14 protein-coding genes are annotated in these 24559 nt (G+C 56.5%); 9 read left to right on the top strand and 5 right to left on the bottom strand.

Annotation, left to right across the window (positions count from 1 at the left end; translation table 11 throughout):
- Positions 1–3: 3 nt before the first annotated feature.
- Positions 4–1137: a polysaccharide export protein gene (locus GS12_RS00470; RefSeq protein WP_034915895.1), complete on the bottom strand. Its 1134-nt coding sequence runs from the start codon at positions 1135–1137 to the stop codon at positions 4–6.
- Between the two features lie 272 nt (positions 1138–1409).
- Complete coding sequence (gene wbaP / locus GS12_RS00465) at positions 1410–2843, bottom strand: undecaprenyl-phosphate galactose phosphotransferase WbaP (protein ID WP_034915896.1); 1434 nt, start codon at positions 2841–2843, stop codon at positions 1410–1412.
- Between the two features lie 800 nt (positions 2844–3643).
- Here wbaP and GS12_RS00460 point away from each other — a divergent pair.
- On the top strand, positions 3644–5215 hold the full coding sequence (locus tag GS12_RS00460) for a TerC family protein (protein ID WP_034943043.1): 1572 nt from the start codon (positions 3644–3646) through the stop codon (positions 5213–5215).
- Positions 5216–5240: 25 nt separating this feature from the next.
- Here GS12_RS00460 and asmA read toward each other — a convergent pair whose 3' ends face one another.
- The 3 genes from asmA to udk all read right to left on the bottom strand — a co-directional run bounded on the left by asmA (position 5241) and on the right by udk (position 8425).
- Positions 5241–7073, bottom strand: coding sequence for an outer membrane assembly protein AsmA (gene asmA / locus GS12_RS00455; protein ID WP_034943041.1), 1833 nt, complete (start codon positions 7071–7073; stop codon positions 5241–5243).
- A gap of 116 nt (positions 7074–7189) precedes the next feature.
- On the bottom strand, positions 7190–7771 hold the full coding sequence (dcd, locus tag GS12_RS00450) for a dCTP deaminase (protein WP_034915902.1): 582 nt from the start codon (positions 7769–7771) through the stop codon (positions 7190–7192).
- Positions 7772–7783: 12 nt separating this feature from the next.
- The gene (gene udk, locus GS12_RS00445) at positions 7784–8425 is read right to left on the bottom strand and encodes a uridine kinase (RefSeq protein WP_034943040.1); all 642 of its coding nucleotides are present in this window, start codon (positions 8423–8425) and stop codon (positions 7784–7786) included.
- Positions 8426–8702: 277 nt separating this feature from the next.
- Between udk and GS12_RS00440 the strand changes: the two genes are divergently transcribed.
- The 8 genes from GS12_RS00440 to baeS all read left to right on the top strand — a co-directional run bounded on the left by GS12_RS00440 (position 8703) and on the right by baeS (position 24554).
- Positions 8703–9362, top strand: a complete 660-nt coding sequence (locus GS12_RS00440) for a phosphatase PAP2 family protein (protein ID WP_034915906.1) — start codon at positions 8703–8705, stop codon at positions 9360–9362.
- Between the two features lie 101 nt (positions 9363–9463).
- Positions 9464–12796 carry a diguanylate cyclase gene (locus tag GS12_RS00435; protein WP_034943038.1) on the top strand — a complete coding sequence of 1111 codons (3333 nt, stop codon included), beginning with the start codon at positions 9464–9466 and terminating at the stop codon, positions 12794–12796.
- Between the two features lie 62 nt (positions 12797–12858).
- Positions 12859–14211 carry a molecular chaperone gene (yegD, locus tag GS12_RS00430; RefSeq protein ID WP_034943037.1) on the top strand — a complete coding sequence of 451 codons (1353 nt, stop codon included), beginning with the start codon at positions 12859–12861 and terminating at the stop codon, positions 14209–14211.
- 159 nt (positions 14212–14370) lie between these two features.
- Positions 14371–15597 (top strand): MdtA/MuxA family multidrug efflux RND transporter periplasmic adaptor subunit, encoded by a 1227-nt coding sequence (locus tag GS12_RS00425; RefSeq protein WP_034915910.1) that lies wholly within the window; start codon positions 14371–14373, stop codon positions 15595–15597.
- A complete protein-coding gene (locus tag GS12_RS00420; protein WP_034943036.1) occupies positions 15597–18707 on the top strand; it encodes an MdtB/MuxB family multidrug efflux RND transporter permease subunit in 3111 nt (1036 codons plus the stop codon). Before GS12_RS00425 ends, GS12_RS00420 begins: the two co-directional genes overlap by 1 nt.
- A complete protein-coding gene (gene mdtC / locus GS12_RS00415; RefSeq protein WP_034943034.1) occupies positions 18704–21769 on the top strand; it encodes a multidrug efflux RND transporter permease subunit MdtC in 3066 nt (1021 codons plus the stop codon). Before GS12_RS00420 ends, mdtC begins: the two co-directional genes overlap by 4 nt.
- On the top strand, positions 21769–23169 hold the full coding sequence (mdtD, locus tag GS12_RS00410; RefSeq protein WP_034943032.1) for a multidrug transporter subunit MdtD: 1401 nt from the start codon (positions 21769–21771) through the stop codon (positions 23167–23169). Before mdtC ends, mdtD begins: the two co-directional genes overlap by 1 nt.
- Positions 23169–24554, top strand: coding sequence for an envelope stress sensor histidine kinase BaeS (baeS, locus tag GS12_RS00405; RefSeq protein ID WP_034943031.1), 1386 nt, complete (start codon positions 23169–23171; stop codon positions 24552–24554). The genes mdtD and baeS overlap by 1 nt, the downstream gene beginning before the upstream one ends.
- Positions 24555–24559: the final 5 nt, after the last annotated feature.

Raw genomic sequence — 24559 nt, 5'->3', positions numbered from 1 at the left:
GGATTACCAGTTATGAATTATCTGTACGTTACGCGTCGCGTCGTAGAGACCATTGATGGTTGGTACCAGCTGTGAAATCACACGGTTCCAACGGGTCAGCGGCGTTGAGGTCACGTAGACAATGTCGTAAGGCTGCAACTGGAACTCAGAACCCATCACCATCGCGGAAGCGTCTTTCGTATTCAGCTGATAGATGTTGGCGATCTTGGTGCGGTTTTGACCTTTAATCTGACGAATAACAAACACCCCTGTCGCATCCGCTACGGTCTGATCCATACCCTGCGCATTACCTAGTGCCTCGGCCAGGGTCATGCCGCTGCGATCCATCTTCAGCGTTGATTGCTGACGCACTTCGCCCATCACGAACACTTTCAGATCGTCATTACGCGGCACGTAAAGGATATCGCCAGGATAGAGCAGATGGTTTTGGGACAGATCGCCGTTTTGCATCAGCGCCTGAAGAGAGATTGGGATTTCTTTACCGTTATGGGTCAGCACCACGTTGCGCCAGTCGGCGTTTTCCGCCAGGCCACCCGCTGCGTTGACCGCATCCAGGATAGTCAGTGGAACGTTAGTGATAGGCTGCTGACCGGAGGTGGTGACCTCACCGGTAATATAGGCTTTTTGCGATTTGAACGAGGCGACGCTCACGTCAACCTGCGGGCTTTCAATGAACTGCGCCAGGCGTCTGGACACTTCATCACGTACTTCCTGCACGGTACGATTAACCACGCGGACGCGGCCGATATAGGGATAATAGATGGTGCCGTCAGAGTGCACCCAGTTGCCCGTATCGCTGGCGCTGCGGTACTGGCCCGCTGGCGTAGTCAGTTCCGGGTGATCCCAGACGGTCACGGTCAGCACATCGCCTACACCGATACGATACTGGTAATTTTGCAGTTCAGTTTCCAGCGATTTATTAGGCTGAGCCACCACCGGGCGCGGACGTAACTGCTCCACCAGGCCAGGGGTCATTGGAAATACGTTGACGTATTTATCAATGTCAAAATCGCTGTCTTGTTGTTCAATAACATCTTTTCCGCTGGTGGAGAGATGCGATCCGGGCCCGATGGTACACCCGGAGAGAATGGCTGCTGATACCATCAGGGGTATCAATTTCGTTTTCATTGTAATCATCTATATCATCGCTATCAGTGATTTAATTGATAGTGGCGAATCCGCCGCTGTGTAGCGTCATGCAAAAGTAATAAGGCGAACCGCCTTTTCAGGCACAGTAACTGTTGCTCATCATGTTTTACTCCCTATCCCTTTTATCTCTTGCCGGTATCATTAAAGCCGACGCCTGGAATTCGTCAAAAATTTTATCGTTTTATATCCGACGAATGTTAATCGGCCAGATATCGCATAACCTGAAGAGAAAGATGTCACTCGCTCCCCAGGCGAGGCGGTTAGTATGCGCCATCTCGCTTCAAAACCACGCCTACTGTTTTAAATAAAATGGCAATATCGTTCCAGAGTGACCAGTTTTTAACGTACCAGGAGTCAAAGTAAACGCGCGTTTCATAATCCACATCGTTACGACCGCTAACCTGCCAGAGCCCGGTCATCCCTGGTTTAGCCATCAGGTAATAATCAACGTCACCTGCATAGCGCTCAAGTTCATCTTCGATGACTGGACGCGGCCCGACAAGGCTCATTTCACCGCGCACGACGTTCCAGAGCTGCGGCAGCTCATCAAGGCTGGTTTTACGAATGAAATGGCCGATGCGGGTAATGCGCGGATCGTTTTTCAGTTTAAAGTCTTTGTCCCATTCGGCGCGCGCAACAGGATCGGTACGCAATACCTCTTCCAGCACCTCTTTGGAGTTGACCACCATCGAGCGGAACTTCAGGCACTTAAATTTGCGACCGTTCATTCCCACGCGTTCATGACCATAAATAGGGGCACCACCGTCGCGGGAAACCATAAAGATCAATGCCGCCAGCGCAGGCATCAGCATGGTGATAATACTCAGTGCGCCGATGATATCGAACGCGCGTTTCAGCACGCGCGATGTTCTTTTTGCCAGATTGTTACTGACGCGAAGAATCATAACTTCATGACTAAAAATATACGCCATGTCGGTGCCGTACAGCGGCACGCCACGCAGTGAAGGAATAACGGAAATAGAACGGCATTTATGTTTTGCCAGACTTTTCAGCCAAAGGTCACGATACTGGCTCTGCTCATATTCAACCGCCACAATAAATTGTGTTTCGCTGTTAACGAGCTGCCATAACGATTCTTCTTCCCGTAAAACGGGAATACCGAAAAGTGCAGGCGCTGGCGTCGTATTATCAACATCATAAAAGCCGATAACGTCAAAACCCATCACCTCTTCACTTTGCAAGGCCAGATAAGCCTCTTCGGCATTTTTGCCGCTGCCGATAATGATCGACTGCTTCTTCCACAGACCGTAATTATTCAGCACGCGTTTTACAATTGACCGCCCAACTGGGATGGAGATCATTGCCAGTAACCAGGTCAGCGCCCAAATCCAACGGGACATATCCCATTTAGAGAGCGCGGTAATCGACAGGTCAATCACTGAGAAAATCAGGATGCTGCGTAACACCTCTTTTAATTCAAACCAAAAAGGTTTGCGATAGGTGTAGTGACGCAGACGCACCCAGAACCAACCAATACAGATAACTGAGAGAATAATGTGTGTAGCAATTTTTAACTTAAGATCATGCGTAGAAATATCGTCCAGAAAATTACCCGGAAGCATATTGATCAGCAGAATCGCAATAAATAAAGAGGCATTAAATAAAATGAAATCTGAAAGGGCCAGTGACAATTTTATTAATAACCCTTTGAAGGTAAATTCTATATCGCGCATAGTTAACTCTTATTTTTCTTCGCCTGTGATTTATTAATTTTCATCATTGAAAATTATTGATTATTTTTTAATCACATCATTAATTACACATCAACATATTCCGTTTGGTGTAACCCTGTCATTGTTATACGCAGAATAACGGGAGAATTGACAGGTAAAATCAACAATGCGAACGGCGACTTCCCTAACCTCTTTATGTGCCGTTCTCTCCGGATATACACGCTACCGCCCCTGGCTTGTGGCTGCCAATACGCGCTAATGTTTCCAAATATTGTTGGTTTTATCCTGTCCTCTCCGGTCAACTGCCACCGCATTTTTTCATGATACGCAATTCAGCATTCATGAAAAAGACATTAAAAGGACGCCCGTCGCAAATAGCGAGATTAACGCGGTCGTCTACTTACCCGTTGCTATACTAGTTATAAATGGCCTCTTTACAAGACCAGGAGACAGCCCGCCTGCCCTTTTAGGAATAAGACTACCTTTCATCCCGGACCACCAGAGTCGATCCTCTTTTTTCACTAAGATTAAGCTCAGATTCACCACAATTTTGATTCAGATTAGTCCTGAACGATTTCAGGATGCGTTCACGCCAGCCGCAAAATAATTTTCCCGGCTATGCGAATAACTCTGAAACTTTTACCGCAATATTGGTTTACCTCGCAGGTAATTTTCATTTCACTTCCCCCTACTCTTTCTGGCGATAATCTGAAAGTTGCGCGCTTAAAATGCCAGATTATTTGTTGTATGAATGAATATTCTCTATGATCAGCAAAATCTCATCATCTTGCGAGTATGTAATGTTCGAATGGATCGTTGATCCGTCAATCTGGGCTGGCCTGGTCACGCTTATCGTTTTAGAGCTGGTGCTGGGCATCGACAACCTCGTTTTTATCGCCATTCTTGCTGAAAAGCTGCCCGTTGCACTGCGCGACCGGGCCCGTATCACCGGGCTGCTGTTGGCGCTGGTGATGCGCCTGGTGCTGCTGGCCTCTATCTCCTGGCTCTCCTCATTAACGGCCCCGTTGTTCAACATTGCCGGGCATTTTTTCAGTGCGCGCGATGTCATTATGCTGACGGGAGGCCTTTTCCTGCTGTTCAAAGCCACCATGGAGCTGAACGAGCGTCTGGAAGGAAAAGACGAGGAGGAGGATCCCCAAAAGCGCGGCGCAAAATTCTGGCCGGTGGTTGCCCAGATAGTGGTGCTTGACGCGGTATTCTCGCTGGATTCTGTTATTACCGCCGTTGGCATGGTCGATCATCTGGCGGTAATGATGGCGGCAGTGATTATCGCCATCCTGCTGATGCTGCTGGCCAGTAAACCGTTAACGCGATTCGTTAATGCACACCCCACCATTGTCATTCTCTGCCTGAGCTTTTTGCTCATGATTGGCTTCAGCCTGGTGGCTGACGGATTCGGCTATAACATTCCCAAAGGTTATCTTTACGCGGCGATCGGCTTTTCAGTGATTATTGAGGCGCTCAATCAGCTGGCGCAGTTCAACCGCCGCCGTTTTCTTTCGTCGAAAGGGCCGCTGCGTAAACGCACCGCTGAGGCGGTGCTGCGTTTACTCCGCGGCAATCATGAACCGGCGGAGCTGGATAGCGACACCTCTTCACTGGTCGCCGATCGTCTGGAAAGCCAGGCCATTTTTAATCGGCAGGAACGGATGATGATTGCGCGTGTGCTGGGAATGGGCCAGCGCACGGTGAGCAGTATCATGACGTCACGCCATGATATTGAACATATCGATCTTGCGGAATCGCCGGAGGAGATCATGGCGCTGCTCGACAGTAACCAGCATACGCGATTGGTGATAACCGAGAATAGCGACGAGCCGCTCGGGGTGGTGCATGTTATCGATCTGCTCCAGCAGGCGCTGCATGGCGACAGCCTGGATATTCGCGCGCTCATTCGCCAGCCGCTGGTGTTTCCGGAGCAGCTCAACCTGTTGCCGGCGCTGGAGCAGTTCCGCACGGCACGCACGCATTTCGCCTTTGTGGTCGATGAGTTTGGTTCGGTGGAAGGCGTGGTGACGCTCAGCGATTTGATGGAAACCATTGCGGGCAATCTGCCAAACGAAGGGGGAGAGATCGATCCGCGTTACGATATTCAGCAGAACGCTGACGGAAGCTGGACGGCGAATGGACATATGCCGCTGGATGATTTGATTATGTATGTGGCGCTGCCGCTGGACGAAAAACGCGACTATAACACGCTCGCCGGCCTGTTGATGGAGCATACCCAGCAGGTCCCCGAAGAAGGCGAAGAGATCTGCATTGCGGATTATCTGTTCCGCACGCTTCAGGTTGAAAGCCATCGCGTACAGAAAGTGCAAATTATTCCCTTACGCCACCAGAACGGCGGATAATATCCGGGCGGCGCTGGCCGCCGCCCTACAGATCCTTTATCAGCTTTTGCACAGAGCTGTCGCCGCTTCGATTACGATCTGCCCAGTCCTTCAAACGTTTTTTCGCTTCATCCTGCAACTGCTGACGCAACACCTGGTCGACCTGTAACGAGTAGTTCAACGCCGACCACGGGCCGTAGATGCGCAGCGGCACCGGCGTTTGCTGTAACCGTTTCACCAGTTCATCATCGCCCTGCCAGCCTTTAGTTACGGTCACGCCAAACGTGATATCCGCAAGCTGTTGCGGCAGATTTACCCTGCCCTGCCCGGCGTAGTTGAGTACCGGCGAACTGCCTTTCAGTTCGTCGAATGTCAGCAGGCCATTATTCAGCGTGGCGCCGCCTTTAATTTGCTGTAGATCGTTTTTTGCAGCCGCGTTATCTGTTCCTTTTACCCGGCTATTCGAGCGCTCAACAGCATGCTGGATCATCTGCTGGAAGTTAAGTCCGGCGATTTGCGCATTATCCAGGTTCAGCATTGCGCTGCCCTGCCAGGTGCGTTTAAAGGCAGCAACGGTTAACCCGATGCCGGTAAAGTTCCCTTTCAGCGACAGATCGCCACTGAGCGAGGCCGGTAAACTAAATGCTTTTAGCAGCGCGGCAACATCAATGGCGCTGATTTCTGGCTGTAACGCTACCGCCGTTTGCGCCGCGCGAACGTCGATACTGCCCGGCAGTGAAAAACTGCCGTTCCCCGCTTTGCCGCTGAATCTGGCAAGCTGCATTATCCCTTCGCGGCTGCTGGCGTCAAGTGCGACCTGGCTAAAGTCCACCCCTCGCCAGCGCAGCGTGTCAACGGCCAGCTTCACCTTGCCGTCGATCGCGTTAAGCGGCGAATCACTGTTATCATGCTCTGCGCGCTGGGCGATAACCGGTGCGGCACCCGCGCGCTGCGACTGTGCCTGCTGTCCATCGCTGCTGCCGTCTGCCAGTCCCAGCAGGGAATCCATATTCAGCATCGGAGCGCGCAGATCGATATCTAACTGCGGACGGCCCGTCAGCGTACCGCTGACGTTGCCGCTGAGCTGGCTGTCGTTGGCGTTGAGGGCGATCTCTTTCAGGCTGAACGCCTGCCGATCGCCCAGCCATGAGAACTGCATTTTCGCCTGGCCTTTCACCCCTTCCTGCGGAAGATCGGCGCCGGTGAGCTGATAATCAAGCTGGTTGATCAATGCATTGAGCTGTTGGGGATAGCGGTTAACATCCATGTCGGCGTTGAGGTTCATCACCAGTTCGCGCTGGTCGCGGCTGATGCGGCTGCTTAACTCAACGTGGGCCTGACGGTGGCTGTCCTGAGAAAGCTGTAGATTAACATCGCGCACGTTAATCTGTTCGCCGTTGCTCTGCTGCCAGATAAGCAGGCTGTCGGCCACGCGCAGTTCGCCAATATCAAACGTCCAGCCCTGGGTAATTTCCGATGAGCCTGAACGACCTGGCGCCACCGGCGCATTTTGCGGGCGCTGACTGTCGCTTTCCGGCGTCAGGCGCACCACCGCGCCTTTCAGCATCACCTGTTTTACCGAAAGCTGATGAGAGAGAAGAGGAAGCAGGCGAACGTCCAGACGCATATTCTCAGCGCTCACCACCGGCTGCTGCGCGCCGGGCGCGGTGAGCGTCATCGGCCCGGAGAGAATGCTGAGCTGGGGCCAGACGTGCCAGCGAAGATCGCCGTTCAGCGCCAGCGTATAACCGCTGCGCTGCTCAACCTGACGGGCCATATAGGCGCGGAAATCGTTGGGATTCACCAATAAAACCAGCGCCATCATTCCCGCCACAATCACCACCAGCAAAATGGCCAGAGTGGTAATAAATCTTCTCATGCCTTCCCCTTGTTAACGCAATCTTTACCCGCAGACAGGCTGCCGGGCCGTTAATCCTGGCAGGCTTTAAAGAATTTGCCCGGCGAAAACGCTCTGCCGGAGCTGTCCGACAGACGCTAATCTTTATCTATTCTGCTGGCGTCGGCGCCCTGCTGGCCTTTGTATTTTGCATCCTGCCTGCGGTTGTAGGGCCGTGCGGCAGGCCCGGAAAGTGGTTCAAAGCTCAATGCGCCAATCAACATGCCGGGACGGAGCGCCAGCGGTAGCTTACCTGAATTATAGAACTCCAGCACAATTCGGCCCTGCCAGCCCGGATCGATTCGGTGCGCGGTGACGTGAACCATCAGCCCGAGACGCGCCAGCGATGAACGTCCGTCCAGCCAGCCGACCAGGTTGTCAGGCAGCGTGACGGATTCGAATGTCACCGCCAGCGCCAGTTCGCCCGGATGGAGGAAAAACGCGTCGCCTTCAGCCAGCACGATCTCATCGCTCATGACGCGATCCAGCGCGTCGCTCACCTCGTCTTTAGGGCCGCTCAGATCGATAAACGCGGCGGTATGACCGCGAAAAGTTCGAAACAGGTTACCGAGACGAACATCAACGGTGGCGCCGTTGATGCGCTCAACGGGAGGGCGAGGAGAGATGTCGAGCCGCCCGTCATCCAGCCAGGCTTCAATATCGCGATCGCATAATCTCATCGGAAACGCCCTTTATTCAAAGAATTGATTAATTTTTGCCTTCAGAATATCAATGGCAATACGGTTTTTACCACCGCGTGGCACGATGATATCGGCGTACTGCTTCGAGGGTTCGATAAATTGCAGGAACATCGGTCGAACGGTTTTCTGATACTGCGACATCACCGAATCCATGGAGCGGCCGCGCTCGTTAACGTCGCGTTTCATGCGGCGCATCAGGCAAATGTCCAGCGGCGTATCAACAAAAATCGAGAAATTCATCTCCTGACGCAGACGCACATCGGTCAGCAGCAGAATCCCCTCAAGAATGATGACCTTTTTAGGTTTGAGTTGCACGGTTTGCACGGTGCGGGTGTGCTCAACATAGCTGTACACCGGCAGATCGATGGCCTTGCCCGCTTTCAGCATCTGCAAATGTTGGAACAGCAGGCTGTGATCCATCGCGCTGGGATGATCGTAGTTGGTTTTCACCCGCTCATCCATCGTCAAATGGCTCTGGTCTTTGTAGTAGGCATCCTCAGGGATTACGCCTATATTTTCATCGCCAACCCGCTCGCGGACTTCACGATACAGGGTACTGGCGATAAGACTTTTTCCTGAGGCAGAGGCGCCGGCAATACCTACGATGACGCACTGATGTGACTTGTCAGTCATAAATTAAAGACCTGATTACTGATTGTCAGAGACAATGGGGAGGAGGATTTCGCGCGCAATTATAAGGATTTCACCAGGTTGACGCCAGTAAAATGCGCCCGATGCCTTTTCAGATTTTACCCTTAGCCAAGGTTACGCTTCACCCGTAAACTAAAATTAATGAGATCAACTTCACATTTCGAGCCAGGAGACGGCAGGCTTTCGGCTGCATTGCCGATAAGTATTGATTGCCCCGTTAATTGCTGTCCCGGCTTCAGACAATAAAAAAGGAAACAGAGTGATTTGGCATATCGTTCATATTTTGACCTACTTCGGCGACAGCATGTTACTGATCCCAACTGCCGTTATTGTGGCGATTGCCATCAAATTAAAAAGTAGCGATCCTCGTGCGGTCTGGTACTGGATAGCGGCCTTCTGTACCGCAGGCGCGGTAGTCAGCCTGTCAAAAATCGCTTTTATGGGTTTCGGGATCGGCAATGCCCGCTTCAATTTTACCGGCTTCAGTGGCCACAGCGCGATGTCTGCCACGCTCTGGCCGGTCCTTCTCTGGTTGCTCAGCGGCGGGCTTAGCAGTTTCTGGCGCGGCGTCGCCTGCGCAGTGGGCTATTTTATTCCGCTGATTGTCGGCGCCTCCCGTCTGTTGCTGCACTACCACTCAACCAGTGAAGTGGTCACCGGCCTGACGTTGGGTTTCATACTCAGCACCGTGTTTTTGTTCAGCCAGCGCGGGCGCTTACCTCAGCCTTTCGCCTTCTGGCAGGTTTGTCTCACCCTACTGCTTCCTGTATTACTCTTAGGCCACGGACGGATCGCCACCACCCAGCAGTTCCTCCAGCGGCTGTCGGTCCAACTTGCAGGAATCGATCACGCATGGACGCGTGAAGAGTTGTTAAAATTACGTCATGAGGTTGCTGTCATACAAAAACAGTTGTTCTGAGCGGTTAAATTTACGTAAGGCATTAGAAAGCGTTATATTAGTCAGTCTCAGATGACGTTGCTTGCACAACAGGGTGGTCTTGCTCCATGCTGGATAAGTAAATGACAAAAAACGCTTTTTTAAGCACCGATCGCCTTTCGCCAATAAAACGCGCGCTTTTGCCTGGCGTACTTTCCTTCGGCTTAACGCTTTTCTGCCTTCAACTGATTAAGATCAGCGGGCATATTTCCCCGCTGTGGTTCGCCACCGCGCTGATGACGGTGATGACCTATCGTCTGCCGCCGCGCGCGCTGCCTGCCCCGCTGTTCTGCTGTGTGGCAGGGGTCATCGGCGCCAACGCGCTGGTGTTTGGTCTTTCTTTCGCAAACGTTACCTTTACGTTGATTAATCTGCTTCACGCGCTGGCCGGCGGCGCGCTGCTGCGATGGCTGTTTAAAGATAGCGCCCCGCTGGCGTCGCTAAAGAACTGGGGCAAAATGCTCCTGTCAGTGGGGCTGCTTATGCCGCTGGTAAGCGGCCTGGTGGCCTGTCTGCTTAAGGGCGACACCGCTTCATTTCAATTTTTTTCAACCTGGGTCATGTCGGAAGTGGTGGGGATGCTGGCGCTCGGGCCGGTTTGTCTGCTGTGGAACAGCGATCCTGCCGCTAAAAACGTTAACCAGCATGCCCTGCCCGAAACGTTAATCACGCTGGTGGGCACGCTGTTATTAAACTATATCGCATTGCGCTATCTGCCCTGGCCTTTCACCGTGGTCATCGTTGTGCTGTTTTACAGCGCGGTTCGCCTGCCGCGCTTTGAGGCGTTCGTGGTGTTTCTTGCTTCCCTTTCAATGATGACCATGCTGCTGGCGCTGCATCAACTCAACAACCTGGTTGCCGTGACCAGTTTTATGACCCGCGCGCCCTGGCTGCCCTTTTTGATGGCCATCATTCCCAGCCACGTCATGGCGCTGGTGATGCACTCTTTCCGCGAAGAAAAGAAACATATTCAGGAGAGCGAAACCCGCTTTCGCCACGCAATCGAATTCTCTGCCATCGGCATGGCGTTAGTGTCTCCGGAAGGGCAATGGCTACAGGTCAATAAAGCGCTCTGTCACCTGCTGGGTTATGAACCGGAAGAGCTGAAAAAGTTAACCTTTCAGACCCTGACCCACCCGGACGATTTAAACAATGACCTTGCTTTACGGGATGCCGTATTAAAGGGTGATATCGAAACCTACAGCCTGGAGAAGCGATATTTCCGCAAGGACGGCCAAATCGTCTGGGCGCAGCTGGCGGTATCGCTGGTGCGTGACAACGAAAACCTGCCGCTCTACTTTATCTCGCAGATCAAAGATGTTACCGATCTGAAAAATAGTGAAGAAGAAAACCGCAGCCTGATGCAGCGTATTACCCTGGCGAACGAAGCGGGCGGCATTGGCGTCTGGGACTGGAACCTGAAAACCGGGGAAATGAACTGGGACAAAAGGATGTTCGAGATCTACGATCTGCCTGCCGCAGGGAAAGCAACCTACCTTACCTGGGCCAATAGTCTGCTGCCTGACGATCGTCAGACAGCCATTGATGCCTTCGACCAGGCCGTCAGAAATGCCACGCCGATTGATATTCAGTTTCGTATTCATACCGAGAGCGGCATTCGGTTTGTTCGCAGCCAGTCCACGCTGGTGCTGGATGAAAAAGGCGGGTTGGACAGGATGCTGGGCGTTAATCAGGACGTCAGCACCATGCAGCGGCTCACCGATGCGCTGTACCAGGAAAAAGAGCGAATGCATATCACGCTGGATGCCATCGGCGAAGCGGTGATCAGTACCGACCAGGCGATGCGGGTGATGTTTATGAATCCGGTGGCGGAAGCGATGACGGGTTGGGCGCAGGAGCAGGCGGAAGGCCGGCCGGTTAATGATATTTTGCGCATCACGCCTGACAGTGATGGCCCGCCCATTGATAATCTGCTGCTTTTTGAACAGCATGACAACCGATCGGCAGCGGGTATCGATCAGGAAATGGTGTTGCACAATGTCGCCGGTGACAAATTCGACATCCACTACAGCATCATGCCGCTGAAAACGCAGGCGGGAGAAGATATTGGCTATGTGCTCGTTATTCAGGACGTCAGCGAATCGCGAGAAATGCTGCGCCGCCTGAGCTACAGCGCTTCACATGATATGTTGACACACCTGCCTAATCGCGTGAGCTTTGAACAACAGCTGAAGCAAATGCTGACAACCGCCAGCGACCAGCATCTTGAGCACGCGCTGGCCTTTATCGATCTCGATCGCTTCAAAGCGGTCAACGACACCGCAGGACACGCGGCTGGCGATGCACTGTTGCGGGAAGTTGCCAGCGTAATGAAACACCATCTTCGCGGCACGGACTTTCTGGCGCGCCTGGGCGGTGATGAGTTCGGCGTGCTGCTTCACAGTTGCCCACCGGATAAAGCGCGCGAAATCATCTCCCGCATTATTGCCGCCGTAAACGACTATCGCCTGCTGTGGGAGGGACGTCTGCATCGCGTCGGCGCCAGCGCCGGTATTACCATGTTCGATAAAGATAACGTGATGGCCAGTGAAATTATGGCGCAGGCCGATCTCGCCTGCTACAACGCCAAACATAACGGGCGCGGACAGCTATCCGTGTATGAACCGCAGTTATTGAACACTCTCAAACCGCTGCTTTCACGGCCCGACATTGAACAGATCCTCGCTGACCAGCCGATGCGTCTCCTCGTCTGGCCGGTTGCGCCGCCGCGCAAAACGCAGTCGGTCAGCCTCTGTCTGGCTGAAATCCAGCTGTTCAGCGCGCAGGGCGAAGAAATAGAGGAAGCGAGCTTCCGCGCTGGCCTTCATGACGATGCGCTGTTTATCATGCTTGACCGAAAAATGGTCAGGGAGTTTTTTCAACACTACGCGTCCGGGATGGTCAATAAGGCGCTGTCGGTGGTGTTGCCGCTTTCACCCCAGGGACTGCGCGACGAGACGTTAATTGATGAAGTCATTAACAACATAGATCGCATTGACCTGCCGGCGCAGCTGCTGCACTTTTCCATTGGCGCAGAGGCGCTGCTGACGGATATCGATAAACTTTCGCCGCCGGTGGCGCGTCTGCGTGAGGCGGGCTGCGGCATCGTACTCAGCGACGTTGGGCGAAACCTCGACGCCTTTAATCAGATGCCCGGGGAGATGATTGATTATCTGATCCTCAACCCGCAAATGACCGCCAACGTACACTTCAATCTGATGGATGAAATGATGGTGTCCATTATTCAGGGTCACGCGCAGCGCATGCACATACTGACCATTGCTGGCCCCATTGAGCTGCCCGTCGCGCTGAACACCCTGGCGAATATCGGCGTCGATCACGCCTGGGGCGAAGCAATAATGCCGCGTGAGCCGCTGAATGCGCTGCTTAATACCGGCTATTTTGCAATAAAATAGGTTGCTCTCACTGACCTCCCGGCCTAAAGTCCCTCCCTTTTTTAACGCTAACGGGGGAAAATATGTATATCGGTTTTGATTACGGAACGGCCAACTGCTCGGTTGCAGTGATGAAAGAAGGCGTCCCGACCGCCCTTCCCCTTGAGCAAAACGCCGCGCTGCTGCCTTCCATGCTCTGCGCGCCCACGCGCGAATCGGTCAGCGAATGGCTGTTTCGCCACCACCAGATCCCAACGCCAGATGCCGAAAATCAGGCGCTGCTGCGCCGCGCGTTGAGCGCCAATCGTGAAGAGGATATCGACGTTACGCCGGGGAGCGTGCGCTTTGGTCTTGACGCGCTGGCTCACTATATGGCCGATCCTGAAGACGTCTGGTTTGTAAAATCCCCCAAGTCGTTTCTTGGCGCGAACGGGTTGAAACCGCAGCAGATCGCCTTTTTTGAGGATCTGGTCTGCGCCACGATGCTGCACATCCGCCAGACGGCGGAGCGCCAGCTTGATGACGTCATCGATCAGGCGGTGATCGGCCGGCCGATAAACTTTCAGGGGCTGGGCGGCGACGAAGCAAACCGTCAGGCGCAGGGTATTCTGGCGCGCGCGGCGGGACGGGCGGGCTTTCGTGATATTGAATTTCAGTTCGAACCGGTGGCGGCCGGGCTGGATTTCGAAGCAACGCTACAAAAAGAGACGCGTGTACTGGTGGTGGACATTGGCGGCGGCACCACTGACTGTTCGATGCTGTTAATGGGCCCGGCCTGGCACGGCAAATCCGACCGCAGCGGCAGTCTGCTGGGCCACAGCGGCTGCCGGGTTGGCGGCAACGATCTGGATATCATGTTGGCGTTTAAAGAGCTGATGCCGCTGCTCGGCTGCGGCGGCGTCACGGGAAAAGGCACCGCCCTGCCGGTACTGCCGTGGTGGAACGCCGTGGCTGTTAATGACGTTCCGGCGCAGAGCGAATTTTACGCTGCCGCCAGCCGCCGGCTGATTGAAACGCTGATCCGCGACGCCGCCGCCCCTGAACAGGTCAGGCGGCTGCTCAGGGTCTGGCAACAGAAGCTGAGTTATCGCCTCGTGCGCGCCGCAGAAGAGAGCAAAGTCGCCCTCTCCGAACAGCATCAGGTCGGCAGCTCGCTGGCGTTCGTCGAGCAGGCGCTTTATGCAACCATTGACCTGCCGATGCTTGAGGCGGCGATTGCCCAACCGCTTGAACGTATTCAGGAGCAGGTGCAACTGGCGCTTGACGCCAGCGCCACGCGGCCTGACGTGGTCTATCTTACCGGCGGCAGCGCCCGCTCTCCGCTACTGCGGCAGGCGATTTCGGCGCAATTGCCGGCGATTCCGCTGGCGAGCGGCGATGATTTCGGCTCGGTGACCGCCGGACTGGCGCGCTGGGCGCAGGTGATGTTTCGCTGATTCGCTTTCTGAGCGGCGCTGAACGGCCATACTTACACCGGTTGAACAGTTATTCTTAATTCCTCCATTTTTGACTTGTTGAAAGCCGCTAAAATAGAGGACTTGCGGGTCACGTTGACCCACTGCGCGAAAATTTGCTATCGGAGAGCACATAACAATATGAATGCCGGGCGTCGTCCTCTGAAAATAATCCTTGTTCTCATCGTCTTTGCCTGTCTGGCTGGCGGTTACGCCTGGTGGCACAGCAGCCAGCCGTCGGAAAAAACCACCGAAGCGCCACGCGGCAAAGGCGGAAAAAGTGGCGGCCGACGCGGTGCGACGGGCGCCACGGTGCCGGTGCAGGCCAGCGCCGCCGTACGGCAGAGCGTGCCGGTCTTTCTCACCGGCCTGGGAACGGTGACCGCCGCCAATACGGTGACCGTGCGCAGCCGCGTGGATGGCGAGCTGATGGCCGTCCACTTTACCGAAGGCGAAGAGGTCAAGGCAGGCCAACTGCTGGCAGAGATCGATCCACGTCCTTACGAGGTGGCGCTGACGCAGGCGCAGGGTCAGCAGGCGAAAGATCAGGCCACGCTGGCCAACGCCCGCCGCGATCTGACTCGCTATGAAAAACTGGCGAAAACCAATCTGGTTTCACAACAGGAGCTGGATAATCAACGCTCGCTGGTTAATGAAACGCTCGGCACGCTGAAAGCCGACGAAGGCAGCGTCGCCAGCGCCCGACTCAATCTAACCTACAGTCGCATTATTGCGCCGGTCGCGGGCCGCGTTGGCCTGCGGCAGGTGGACGTGGGCAACTACGTGACCAGCGGCGACAGCAATGGTCTGGTCATTATCACGCAAACGCATCCGATTGATGTGGTATTCAGCCTGCCTGAAAATGATATCGCCACCCTGGTTGCCGCCAGAAAAAGCGGTCAACCGGTGCCGGTCGAGGCCTGGGATCGCGGCAACAGCACGCTGATCGCCAGCGGCGCGCTGTTAAGCATGGATAATCAGATCGATACCACCACCGGCACCCTCAGGCTCAAAGCGCGGTTCAGCAATACCGACGACGCGCTTTTCCCCAACCAGTTTGTTAACGCACGATTAAAGGCCAGCACGCTGAACGACGCAATCGTTGTTCCGGCGGCCGCGCTGCAAATGGGCAGTGAAGGCCACTTTGTCTGGGTGGTAAACGCCGAAAACAAAGTCAGTAAAAAATTGATCACCGTGGGTATGCAGGACAGCGAGAAAGCCGTGGTCAACGCCGGACTGAACGTCGGCGAACGCGTCGTCACCGATGGCACCGACCGCCTGACCGACGGCGCGACGGTTGAGGTTGTCGCGCCGCAGTCCATCCAGCCGGATGCCCGCGTGCAGCCAGCGAAAGGAGCACGTTCCTGATGCAGGTGAGCGCCGACGGCGGGCCGTCCCGCCAGTTTATTTTACGCCCGGTTGCCACCACGCTGCTGATGATCGCCATCCTGCTGGCGGGCTTTCTTGGCTACCGTGCGCTGCCCGTATCCGCCCTGCCGGAAGTGGACTATCCGACCATTCAGGTGGTCACGCTCTACCCCGGCGCCAGCCCGGATGTCATCACTTCGGCCATTACCGCGCCGCTTGAACGCCAGTTCGGGCAGATGTCCGGCCTCAAACAGATGGCCTCGCAAAGCGCCGGTGGCGCATCGGTGGTGACGCTACAGTTTCAGCTGACGCTGCCGCTTGACGTGGCCGAGCAGGAAGTACAGGCGGCGATCAACGCGGCGACGAATCTGCTCCCCTCCGACCTGCCCAATCCGCCCGTATACAGCAAGGTCAACCCGGCGGACCCGCCGATCATGACCCTGGCGGTCACCACCACCAGCATGCCGATGACGCAGGTTCACGACATGGTGGAAACGCGCGTGGCGCAAAAGATTTCTCAGGTCACGGGCGTCGGGCTGGTGACGCTTTCAGGCGGCCAGCGCCCCGCCGTCCGCGTTAAGCTGAACGCGCAGGCGCTGGCTGCGCTCGGCCTCGACAGCGAAACAGTGCGCACCGCCATCAGTAACGCCAACGTTAATTCGGCCAAAGGCAGCCTGGACGGCCCGCAGCGCTCCATCACGCTCTCGGCCAACGATCAGATGAAATCCGCCGAGGACTATCGCCAGCTCATCGTTGCCTGGCAGAACGGCGCGCCGGTTCGCCTGCGCGACGTGGCGACCATCGAACAGGGCGCCGAAAACGAGTGGCTGGGCGCGTGGGCCAACCGCCAGCCCGCCATCGTGCTCAATATTCAGCGTCAGCCGGGTGCGAACATTATCACCACCGCCGACAATATTCGTCAGATGCTGCCCGCCCTTACCGCTTCGCTGCCGAAGTCGGTGGAGGTGAAAATGCTCACCGACCGCACGACCAACATCCGCGCCTCCGTGCACGACGTGCAGTTTGAGCTGATGCTCTCTATCGCGCTGGTGGTGATGATCATCTATCTGTTTCTGCGCAACGTGCCTGCGACGATCATTCCTGCCGTGGCGGTGCCGCTGTCGCTGGTCGGCACCTTTGCGGTGATCTATTTCCTTGGGTTTTCCATCAACAACCTGACGCTGATGGCGCTGACCATCGCCACCGGTTTTGTGGTCGATGACGCCATCGTGGTGATCGAGAACATCTCGCGCTATATCGAAAAAGGCGAAAAACCGATGGCCGCCGCGTTGAAAGGCGCAGGTGAAATCGGCTTTACCATTATTTCCCTCACCTTCTCACTGATCGCAGTGCTGATCCCGCTGCTGTTTATGGGCGATATCGTCGGCAGGCTGTTTCGTGAGTTCGCGGTGACGTTGGCCATTTCGATTCTGATCTCCGCCGTGGTGTCGCTTACCCTGACGCCGATGATGTGCGCACGGATGCTCAGTGTGGAGTCGCTGCGCAAGCAAAACCGTTTCTCCCGCGCCAGCGAAGCGATGTTTTCACGCATTATTGCCGGTTACGGTCGTATTCTGCGCCGCGTCCTTAATCATCCGTGGCTGACGCTCGGCGTGGCGCTGACCACCCTGGTCATTACCGTACTGCTGTGGATTGCCATTCCAAAAGGTTTCTTCCCGCTTCAGGACAACGGCATCATTCAGGGCACGCTTCAGGCGCCGCAGTCCGTCTCCTATGCCAGCATGGCGCAGCGCCAGCAGCAGGTGGCGTCGATCATAATGAAAGATCCGGCGGTACAGAGCCTGACCTCATTTGTTGGCGTCGACGGCACCAATCCGGCGCTGAACAGCGGGCGACTGCAAATTAATCTTAAGCCGCTTGATCAGCGTGAAGATCGTATCCCGACGGTGATTGCGCGCCTGCAATCCGCCGTAGACAACGTGCCCGGCGTCAGTCTCTATCTTCAGCCGGTGCAGGATTTAACTATTGATACCCAGCTCAGCCGAACGCAGTATCAGTTTACGCTTCAGACCAGTTCGCTTGATTCGCTGAGCCTGTGGGTGCCGCAGTTGACCAGCAAACTGGCGACCCTGCCCGCCCTGAAAAACGTCAGCAGCGACTGGCAGGATCGCGGGCTGGAAGCCTGGGTTAACGTCAACCGCGACAGCGCCAGCAGGCTGGGCATCTCAATGGCGGACGTTGACAACGCGCTCTACAACGCCTTCGGCCAGCGGCTTATTTCTACCATTTATACCCAGGCCAGCCAGTATCGCGTGGTGCTGGAACACGACACCACCACCACGCCGGGCCTGCAAAGCCTGGACGGCATCCGCCTGAAAGGCAGCGACGGCGCGATGGTACCGCTCGGCGCCATCGCCACCATCGGGCAGCGCTACGGCGCGCTGGGTATCAGCCATCTTGATCAGTTCCCGTCGACCACCTTCTCTTTCGACGTCAGCGACGGCTATTCGCTGGAGCAGGCGGTTAACGCCATCAGCCAGGCGGAAAAGGATCTGTCGATGCCGACGGAGATCATGACGCGCTTTCAGGGCAGCACGCTGGCTTTTCAGGCCGCGCTCTCCAGCACCGTCTGGCTGATCGTGGCCGCCGTGGTGGCGATGTATATCGTTCTGGGCGTGCTGTATGAGAGCTTTATTCATCCCATTACCATTCTCTCCACGCTGCCGACCGCAGGCGTTGGCGCGCTGCTGGCGCTGATGCTGAGCGGCAATGAACTGGATGTGATCGCCATTATCGGCATTATTTTGCTTATCGGCATCGTGAAAAAGAACGCCATCATGATGATTGATTTTGCGCTGGCGGCGGAGCGGGAACAGGGCATGACGCCTTACGATGCTATCTATCAGGCCTGCCTTCTGCGCTTTCGGCCGATTTTAATGACCACGCTGGCGGCGCTGCTCGGTGCGCTGCCGCTGATGCTGAGCCAGGGCGTCGGGGCGGAACTGCGTCAACCGCTCGGTATTGCGATGGTCGGCGGGCTGATCGTCAGTCAGGTGCTGACGCTGTTTACCACGCCGGTTATCTATCTCCTGTTTGACCGCCTCGCGCATGCCACCCGCCGTCGCTTCAGCCAGGGGGCGCCGCAGTGAGATTTTTTGCGCTTTTTATTCACCGGCCCGTCGGCACTATTTTGCTGACGCTTGCCATCACCCTGGCGGGCGTGCTGGGTTTTCGTCTGCTGCCGGTGGCGCCGCTGCCGCAGGTGGATTTCCCGGTGATTGTTATTTCCGCCTCGCTACCCGGCGCCTCGCCGGAAATCATGGCATCATCGGTCGCCACGCCGCTGGAGCGCGCGCTGGGGCGTATTTCCGGCGTCAGCGAAATGACCTCCACCAGCTCGCTGGGCAGCACGCGCATCATTCTTGTTTTTGATTTTGACCGCGACATCAACGGCGCGGCGCGTGACGTGCAGGGCGCGATCAACGCCTCGCAAAGCCTGCTGCCCACCGGCATGCCCGACCGCCCGAAATGGCGAAAAATCAATCCCTCCGACGCGCCGATAGCCATCATCAGCCTCACTTCGGATAGCTGGACGCCAGGTCAGATGTACGATTACGCCTCCACGCAGCTGTCGCAAAAGCTGGCGCAGATTGAAGGCGTGGGCGACGTCACGGTCGGCGGCAGTTCGCTCCCGGCGGTGCGCGTGGCGCTGAATCCGCAGGCGTTATTTAACCAGGGCGTCTCGCTGGACGCAGTACGCGAAACCATTGCTAACGCCAACCAGCGCAGGCCGCAGGGCGCCATTGAAGATCAGCAGCAGCGCTGGCAGGTGAAAACCAACGACGAGTTGAAAACCGCGGCGGAATATCAGCCGCTGGTCATTCATCACAGCAACGGCGCGGCGGTACGGCTGAAGGACGTCGCGACGGTAACGGACTCGGTAGAAGACGTGCGCAACGCCGGGATGGCAAACGCCAGGCCCGCGATCCTGATGCTGATCCGTAAGCTGCCCGAAGCCAATATCATCGATACCATCGATCGCATTCGCCAACAGTTGCCCGAGCTGCGCGCAGGCATGCCTGCCGCCATCAACCTTGAGGTTTCGCAGGATCGCTCACCCACCATCCGCGCTTCGCTGGAGGAAGTGGAGCAGTCGCTGGCTATCGCCGTGGGGCTGGTGATCGCCGTGGTTTTTCTGTTCCTGCGCTCGGGCCGCGCCACGCTGATCCCCGCCGTGGCAGTACCGGTATCGCTTATCGGCACCTTTGCCGCCATGTACCTGTGCGATTTCAGCCTCAATAACCTGTCGCTGATGGCGCTGACCGTGGCGACCGGCTTCGTGGTGGATGATGCGATCGTGGTGCTGGAGAATATTTCGCGCCATGTCGAAGCCGGAATGAAACCGCTTCAGGCATCGTTGCAGGGCGTACGCGAAGTGGGCTTTACCGTGCTGTCGATGAGCATTTCGCTGGTGGCGGTATTCCTGCCGCTGCTGATGCTTGGCGGGCTGATAGGACGCTTCTTTAAAGAGTTTGCCGTCACCCTCTCTGTCTCCATACTGATTTCACTGGTTGTCTCACTGACGCTGACGCCGATGATGTGCGCACGGCTGTTGCGCGCGCGGCCTGCCTCTGCACAGCCGCGCAAGCGGCGCATCGGCAGCGTGCTGAACGGGCTACAGCACGCTTACGGCCGGTCGCTGAAGCAGGTGTTAAATTACTCGCGCTGGACGCTGCTGCTGTTCCTCGGCACCATCGGCCTGACCCTGTATCTTTACGTGGCCATTCCGAAAACCTTCATGCCGGAGCAGGATACCGGACGGCTGATGGGCTTTATTCAGGCGGATCAAAGCATCTCGTTCCAGTCGATGCGCAGCAAGCTGGAAGACTTTATGAAGATTGTACGCAGCGATCCGGCCGTAGAGAGCGTGGTGGGCTTTACCGGCGGTTCACGCACCAACAGCGGCTCGATGTTTATTTCGCTGAAGCCGCTCGGCCAGCGCAGCGAGAGCGCGCAGCAGGTTATCGCCCGGCTGCGGGTGAAGCTGGCGAAAGAGCCGGGTGCTAATCTTTTCCTGATGGCGGTGCAGGATCTGCGCGCGGGTGGACGCGAGTCCAGCGCCAGCTATCAGTACACGTTGCTGTCGGACAACCTTGACGATCTGCGCCTGTGGGAACCAAAGATCCGCAAAGCGTTCGCCACTCTGCCTGAACTGGCCGATATCAACTCCGATCAGCAGGACAATGGCGCAGAGCTGGCGCTCACCTACGATCGCGCAACCATGTCGCGGTTGGGGATCAGCGTTTCAGATATCAACAACCTGCTGAATGACGCGTTCGGGCAGCGGCAGATATCCACCATTTATCAGCCGCTGAATCAGTATAAAGTGGTGATGGAGGTGGATCCGCGCTATACCCAGGACGTCAGCGCGCTGGATTTGATGTATGTCCTTAACAGCGACGGCAAGGCCATTCCGCTGTCGTACTTTGCCCGCTGGCAACCGGCCAACGCGCCGCTTTCAGTCAACCATCAGGGGCTTTCCGCTGCGTCGACCATTTCCTTCAACCTGCCTGAAGGCGTCTCGCTATCTCAGGCATCGGCCGCTATCGATCGCAGTATGACCGCGCTCGGCGTGCCGAACAGCGTACGCGGTAGCTTCGCCGGCACCGCGCAGCTTTTTCAGCAGTCGCAGGGCAGTCAGATCTGGCTGATCCTGGGCGCTATCGCCACGGTCTATATCGTGCTCGGCATGCTGTATGAGAGCTACGTGCATCCGCTGACCATCCTCTCGACCCTGCCCTCGGCGGGCGTCGGCGCGCTGCTGGCGCTGGAGCTGTTTGGTACGCCGTTCAGCCTGATTGCGCTGATTGGCATTCTGCTGCTGATTGGCATCGTGAAAAAGAATGCGATTATGATGGTGGACTTCGCGCTGCATGCGCAGCGCAGCGGCCATCTCAGCGCGCGCGAGGCGATTTTTGAAGCCAGCCTGATGCGCTTCCGGCCCATTATGATGACTACGCTGGCCGCACTGTTTGGCGCGCTGCCGCTGGTGCTGGCCAGCGGCGACGGTGCCGAGCTGCGTCAACCGCTCGGCATCACTATCGCTGGCGGCCTGGTGATGAGCCAGCTATTAACCCTTTACACCACGCCCGTGGTTTATCTGTATATGGATAAGCTACGCCGCAAAAGAGGAATGGAGGCTGTTAGCTGATGAATACGCTCCCCGCCACCGTGCGCTGGCAACTGTGGATCGTCGCCTTCGGTTTCTTTATGCAGACGCTGGATACCACCATCGTCAACACCGCCCTGCCCTCTATGGCCCCCAGCCTGAACGAAAGCCCGCTGAATATGCACTCGGTGATCGTCTCCTATGTGCTGACGGTGGCGGTGATGCTACCGGTCAGCGGCTGGCTGGCCGACCGTTTTGGCGTACGCAATATCTTTTGTAGCGCGATTATTCTGTTCAGCATCGGCTCGCTGTTCTGTGCGATGTCGACCTCACTGGATCAGCTCATCGCCGCGCGCGTAGTGCAGGGCATCGGCGGCGCGATGATGGTGCCGGTGGGCCGCCTGACGGTGATGAAACTGGTGCCGCGCACGCAGTATATGGCGGCGATGACTTTTGTTACCCTGCCCGGCCAGATCGGCCCGCTGCTTGGCCCGGCGCTGGGCGGCGTGCTGGTTGAGTACGCCAGCTGGCACTGGATCTTCCTGATTAATCTGCCGGTCGGGCTGGCGGGCGCCGTGGCGACGATTATGCTGATGCAGAATCTGTCGCTGCCGCCGAAACGCTTCGATTTTCTGGGTTTCCTGTTGCTGGCGGCGGGCATGGCGACGCTGACGCTGGCGCTGGATGGTCAGCGCGGCTCAGGCATTCCACCGCTGCTGCTCTGTCTGCTGATCCTGACGGGCGTCTTTTCCCTGCTGTTCTATCTGCTGCATGCGCGCGGCAATGAAAAAGCGCTGTTCAGCCTGCGGTTGTTCGACAACCGGGTTTACACACTGGGGCTGCTGGGCAGCCTGGCGGGACGTATCGGCAGCGGTATGCTGCCGTTTATGACGCCGATTTTCCTGCAAATTGGCATTGGCTATTCGCCGTTTCACGCCGGATTGATGATGATCCCTATGGTGCTGGGCAACATGGGCATGAAGCGCATCGTGGTGCAAATCGTTAACCGTTTTGGCTACCGTAACGTGCTGACCGGCTCAACGTTTGCGCTGGCGGCGGTCGTGCTGCTGCTGCTGTTCGTGGCGATGATGGGCTGGAACCTGCTGCTGCCGGTGGTGCTCTTTTTCCAGGGGATGGTGAACGCCATTCGTTTTTCGGCGATGAATACGCTGACGTTAAAAGAGCTGCCTGACGACCTGGCGAGCAGCGGCAACAGCCTGCTGTCGATGGTGATGCAGTTATCAATGAGTATCGGCGTGACCGTCGCTGGCCTGCTGCTCGGCACCTTTGGTCAGCCGACACAGTCCGATGGCCTTCACCAGGCCTTTATCTACACCTGGTTATGTATCGCGCTGATTATCGCGCTGCCGGCGCTGATCTTCTTGCGGGTGCCCAATGATATCAGTAAGAACGTCGTGCTCAGGCGCAGGAGGAAACCCTGATGTTTGCAAAGCTGCGCATTGGCATTACCGCCAAGCTCTTCGCCGCCATATTCTCCACCTGCATGCTGGTGCTGATCACCATGCACTGGGGCGTACGCTTAAGCTTTGAGCATGGCTTTATTGACTACATCAAGAAGGGAAACGAGCAGCGGCTGAATATGCTCAGCGACGCGCTGGCCGATCAGTACGAGCAGCATGGCAACTGGGATTTTTTGCGCCACAATAACAAACTGGTGTTTCAGATCCTGCGCTCGCTGGAACAGAATCCCGATGCCAATAATCAGCTGCCGCCGCACGGCTGGCGCACGGCATTTTGGGTACTCGACCAGCGTTTCCATGTGATGATCGGCCCGCGCGATCCAATACCGCCGGAAGGGTCGCGGCGCAATATCACCCTCAGCGATGGGCGCGTGGTCGGCTGGGTGATCGGTTCACCGCCGGAGCGACTGACGCGCAGCGCCGATATTAACTTCGATCAGCAGCAGCGCAGAACCAGCTGGATCATCGTGGGCCTGACCATGCTGTTGGCGGCGCTGGTCACCTGGCTGATGTCGCGCGGCCTGCTGGCGCCGGTGAAACGGCTGGTCGAAGGCACGCATCGCCTGGCGGCGGGCGACTTTACCAGCCGGGTGCAGGCCAACAGCCGCGACGAACTGGGCAGACTGGGGCAGGATTTTAATCGTCTTGCCAGCACGCTGGAAAAAAATGAGAGTATGCGCCGCGCGTTTATGGCGGATATTTCTCACGAGCTGCGCACGCCGCTGGCGATCCTGCGCGGCGAACTGGAGGCAATTCAGGATGGCGTGCGCAAACTGACGCCTGAGTCCATCGTCTCGCTTCAGGGCGAGGTGGCGACGCTGACCAAGCTGGTGGATGATGTGCATCAGCTCTCGCTTTCCGACGAGGGCGCGCTCGCCTACCGTAAAAGCAATACCGATCTGGTGCCGCTGCTGGAGCTGGTCGCCGGAAACTTTACCGGGCGCTTCGCCGGTCACGGTCTGTCGCTGACGCTGAGGCTGCCCGAGCGTGCTGATATGTTTGGCGATCCCGATCGCCTGATGCAGCTCTTCACTAACCTGATGGAAAACAGCCTGCGTTATACCGATGCCGGCGGCGGCCTGGTTGTCACCCTGCTTTCACAGCCTGACAGCTTTATCATACAGTTTGACGACAGCGCGCCCGGCATTACCGACGCGCAGCGCCAGCAAATTTTTGAGCGTTTTTATCGCGCGGAAAGCTCGCGCAACCGCGCCAGCGGAGGTTCCGGGCTGGGGCTGGCCATTTGTCAGAATATCGTTGAGGCGCACGACGGCACCATCACTGCGCATCATGCTGATGCGGGCGGCCTGCAAATTGCGGTAAACTTACCGCTCAAGCATAACTGAAGCAG

The sequence above is a fragment of the Erwinia oleae genome (genome assembly GCF_000770305.1).
GTDB classification, from domain to species: Bacteria; Pseudomonadota; Gammaproteobacteria; order Enterobacterales; family Enterobacteriaceae; genus Erwinia; species Erwinia oleae.
The sequence above is the reverse complement of the archived record's forward strand: the minus strand, read 5'-3'. Positions and strand labels throughout refer to the sequence as shown.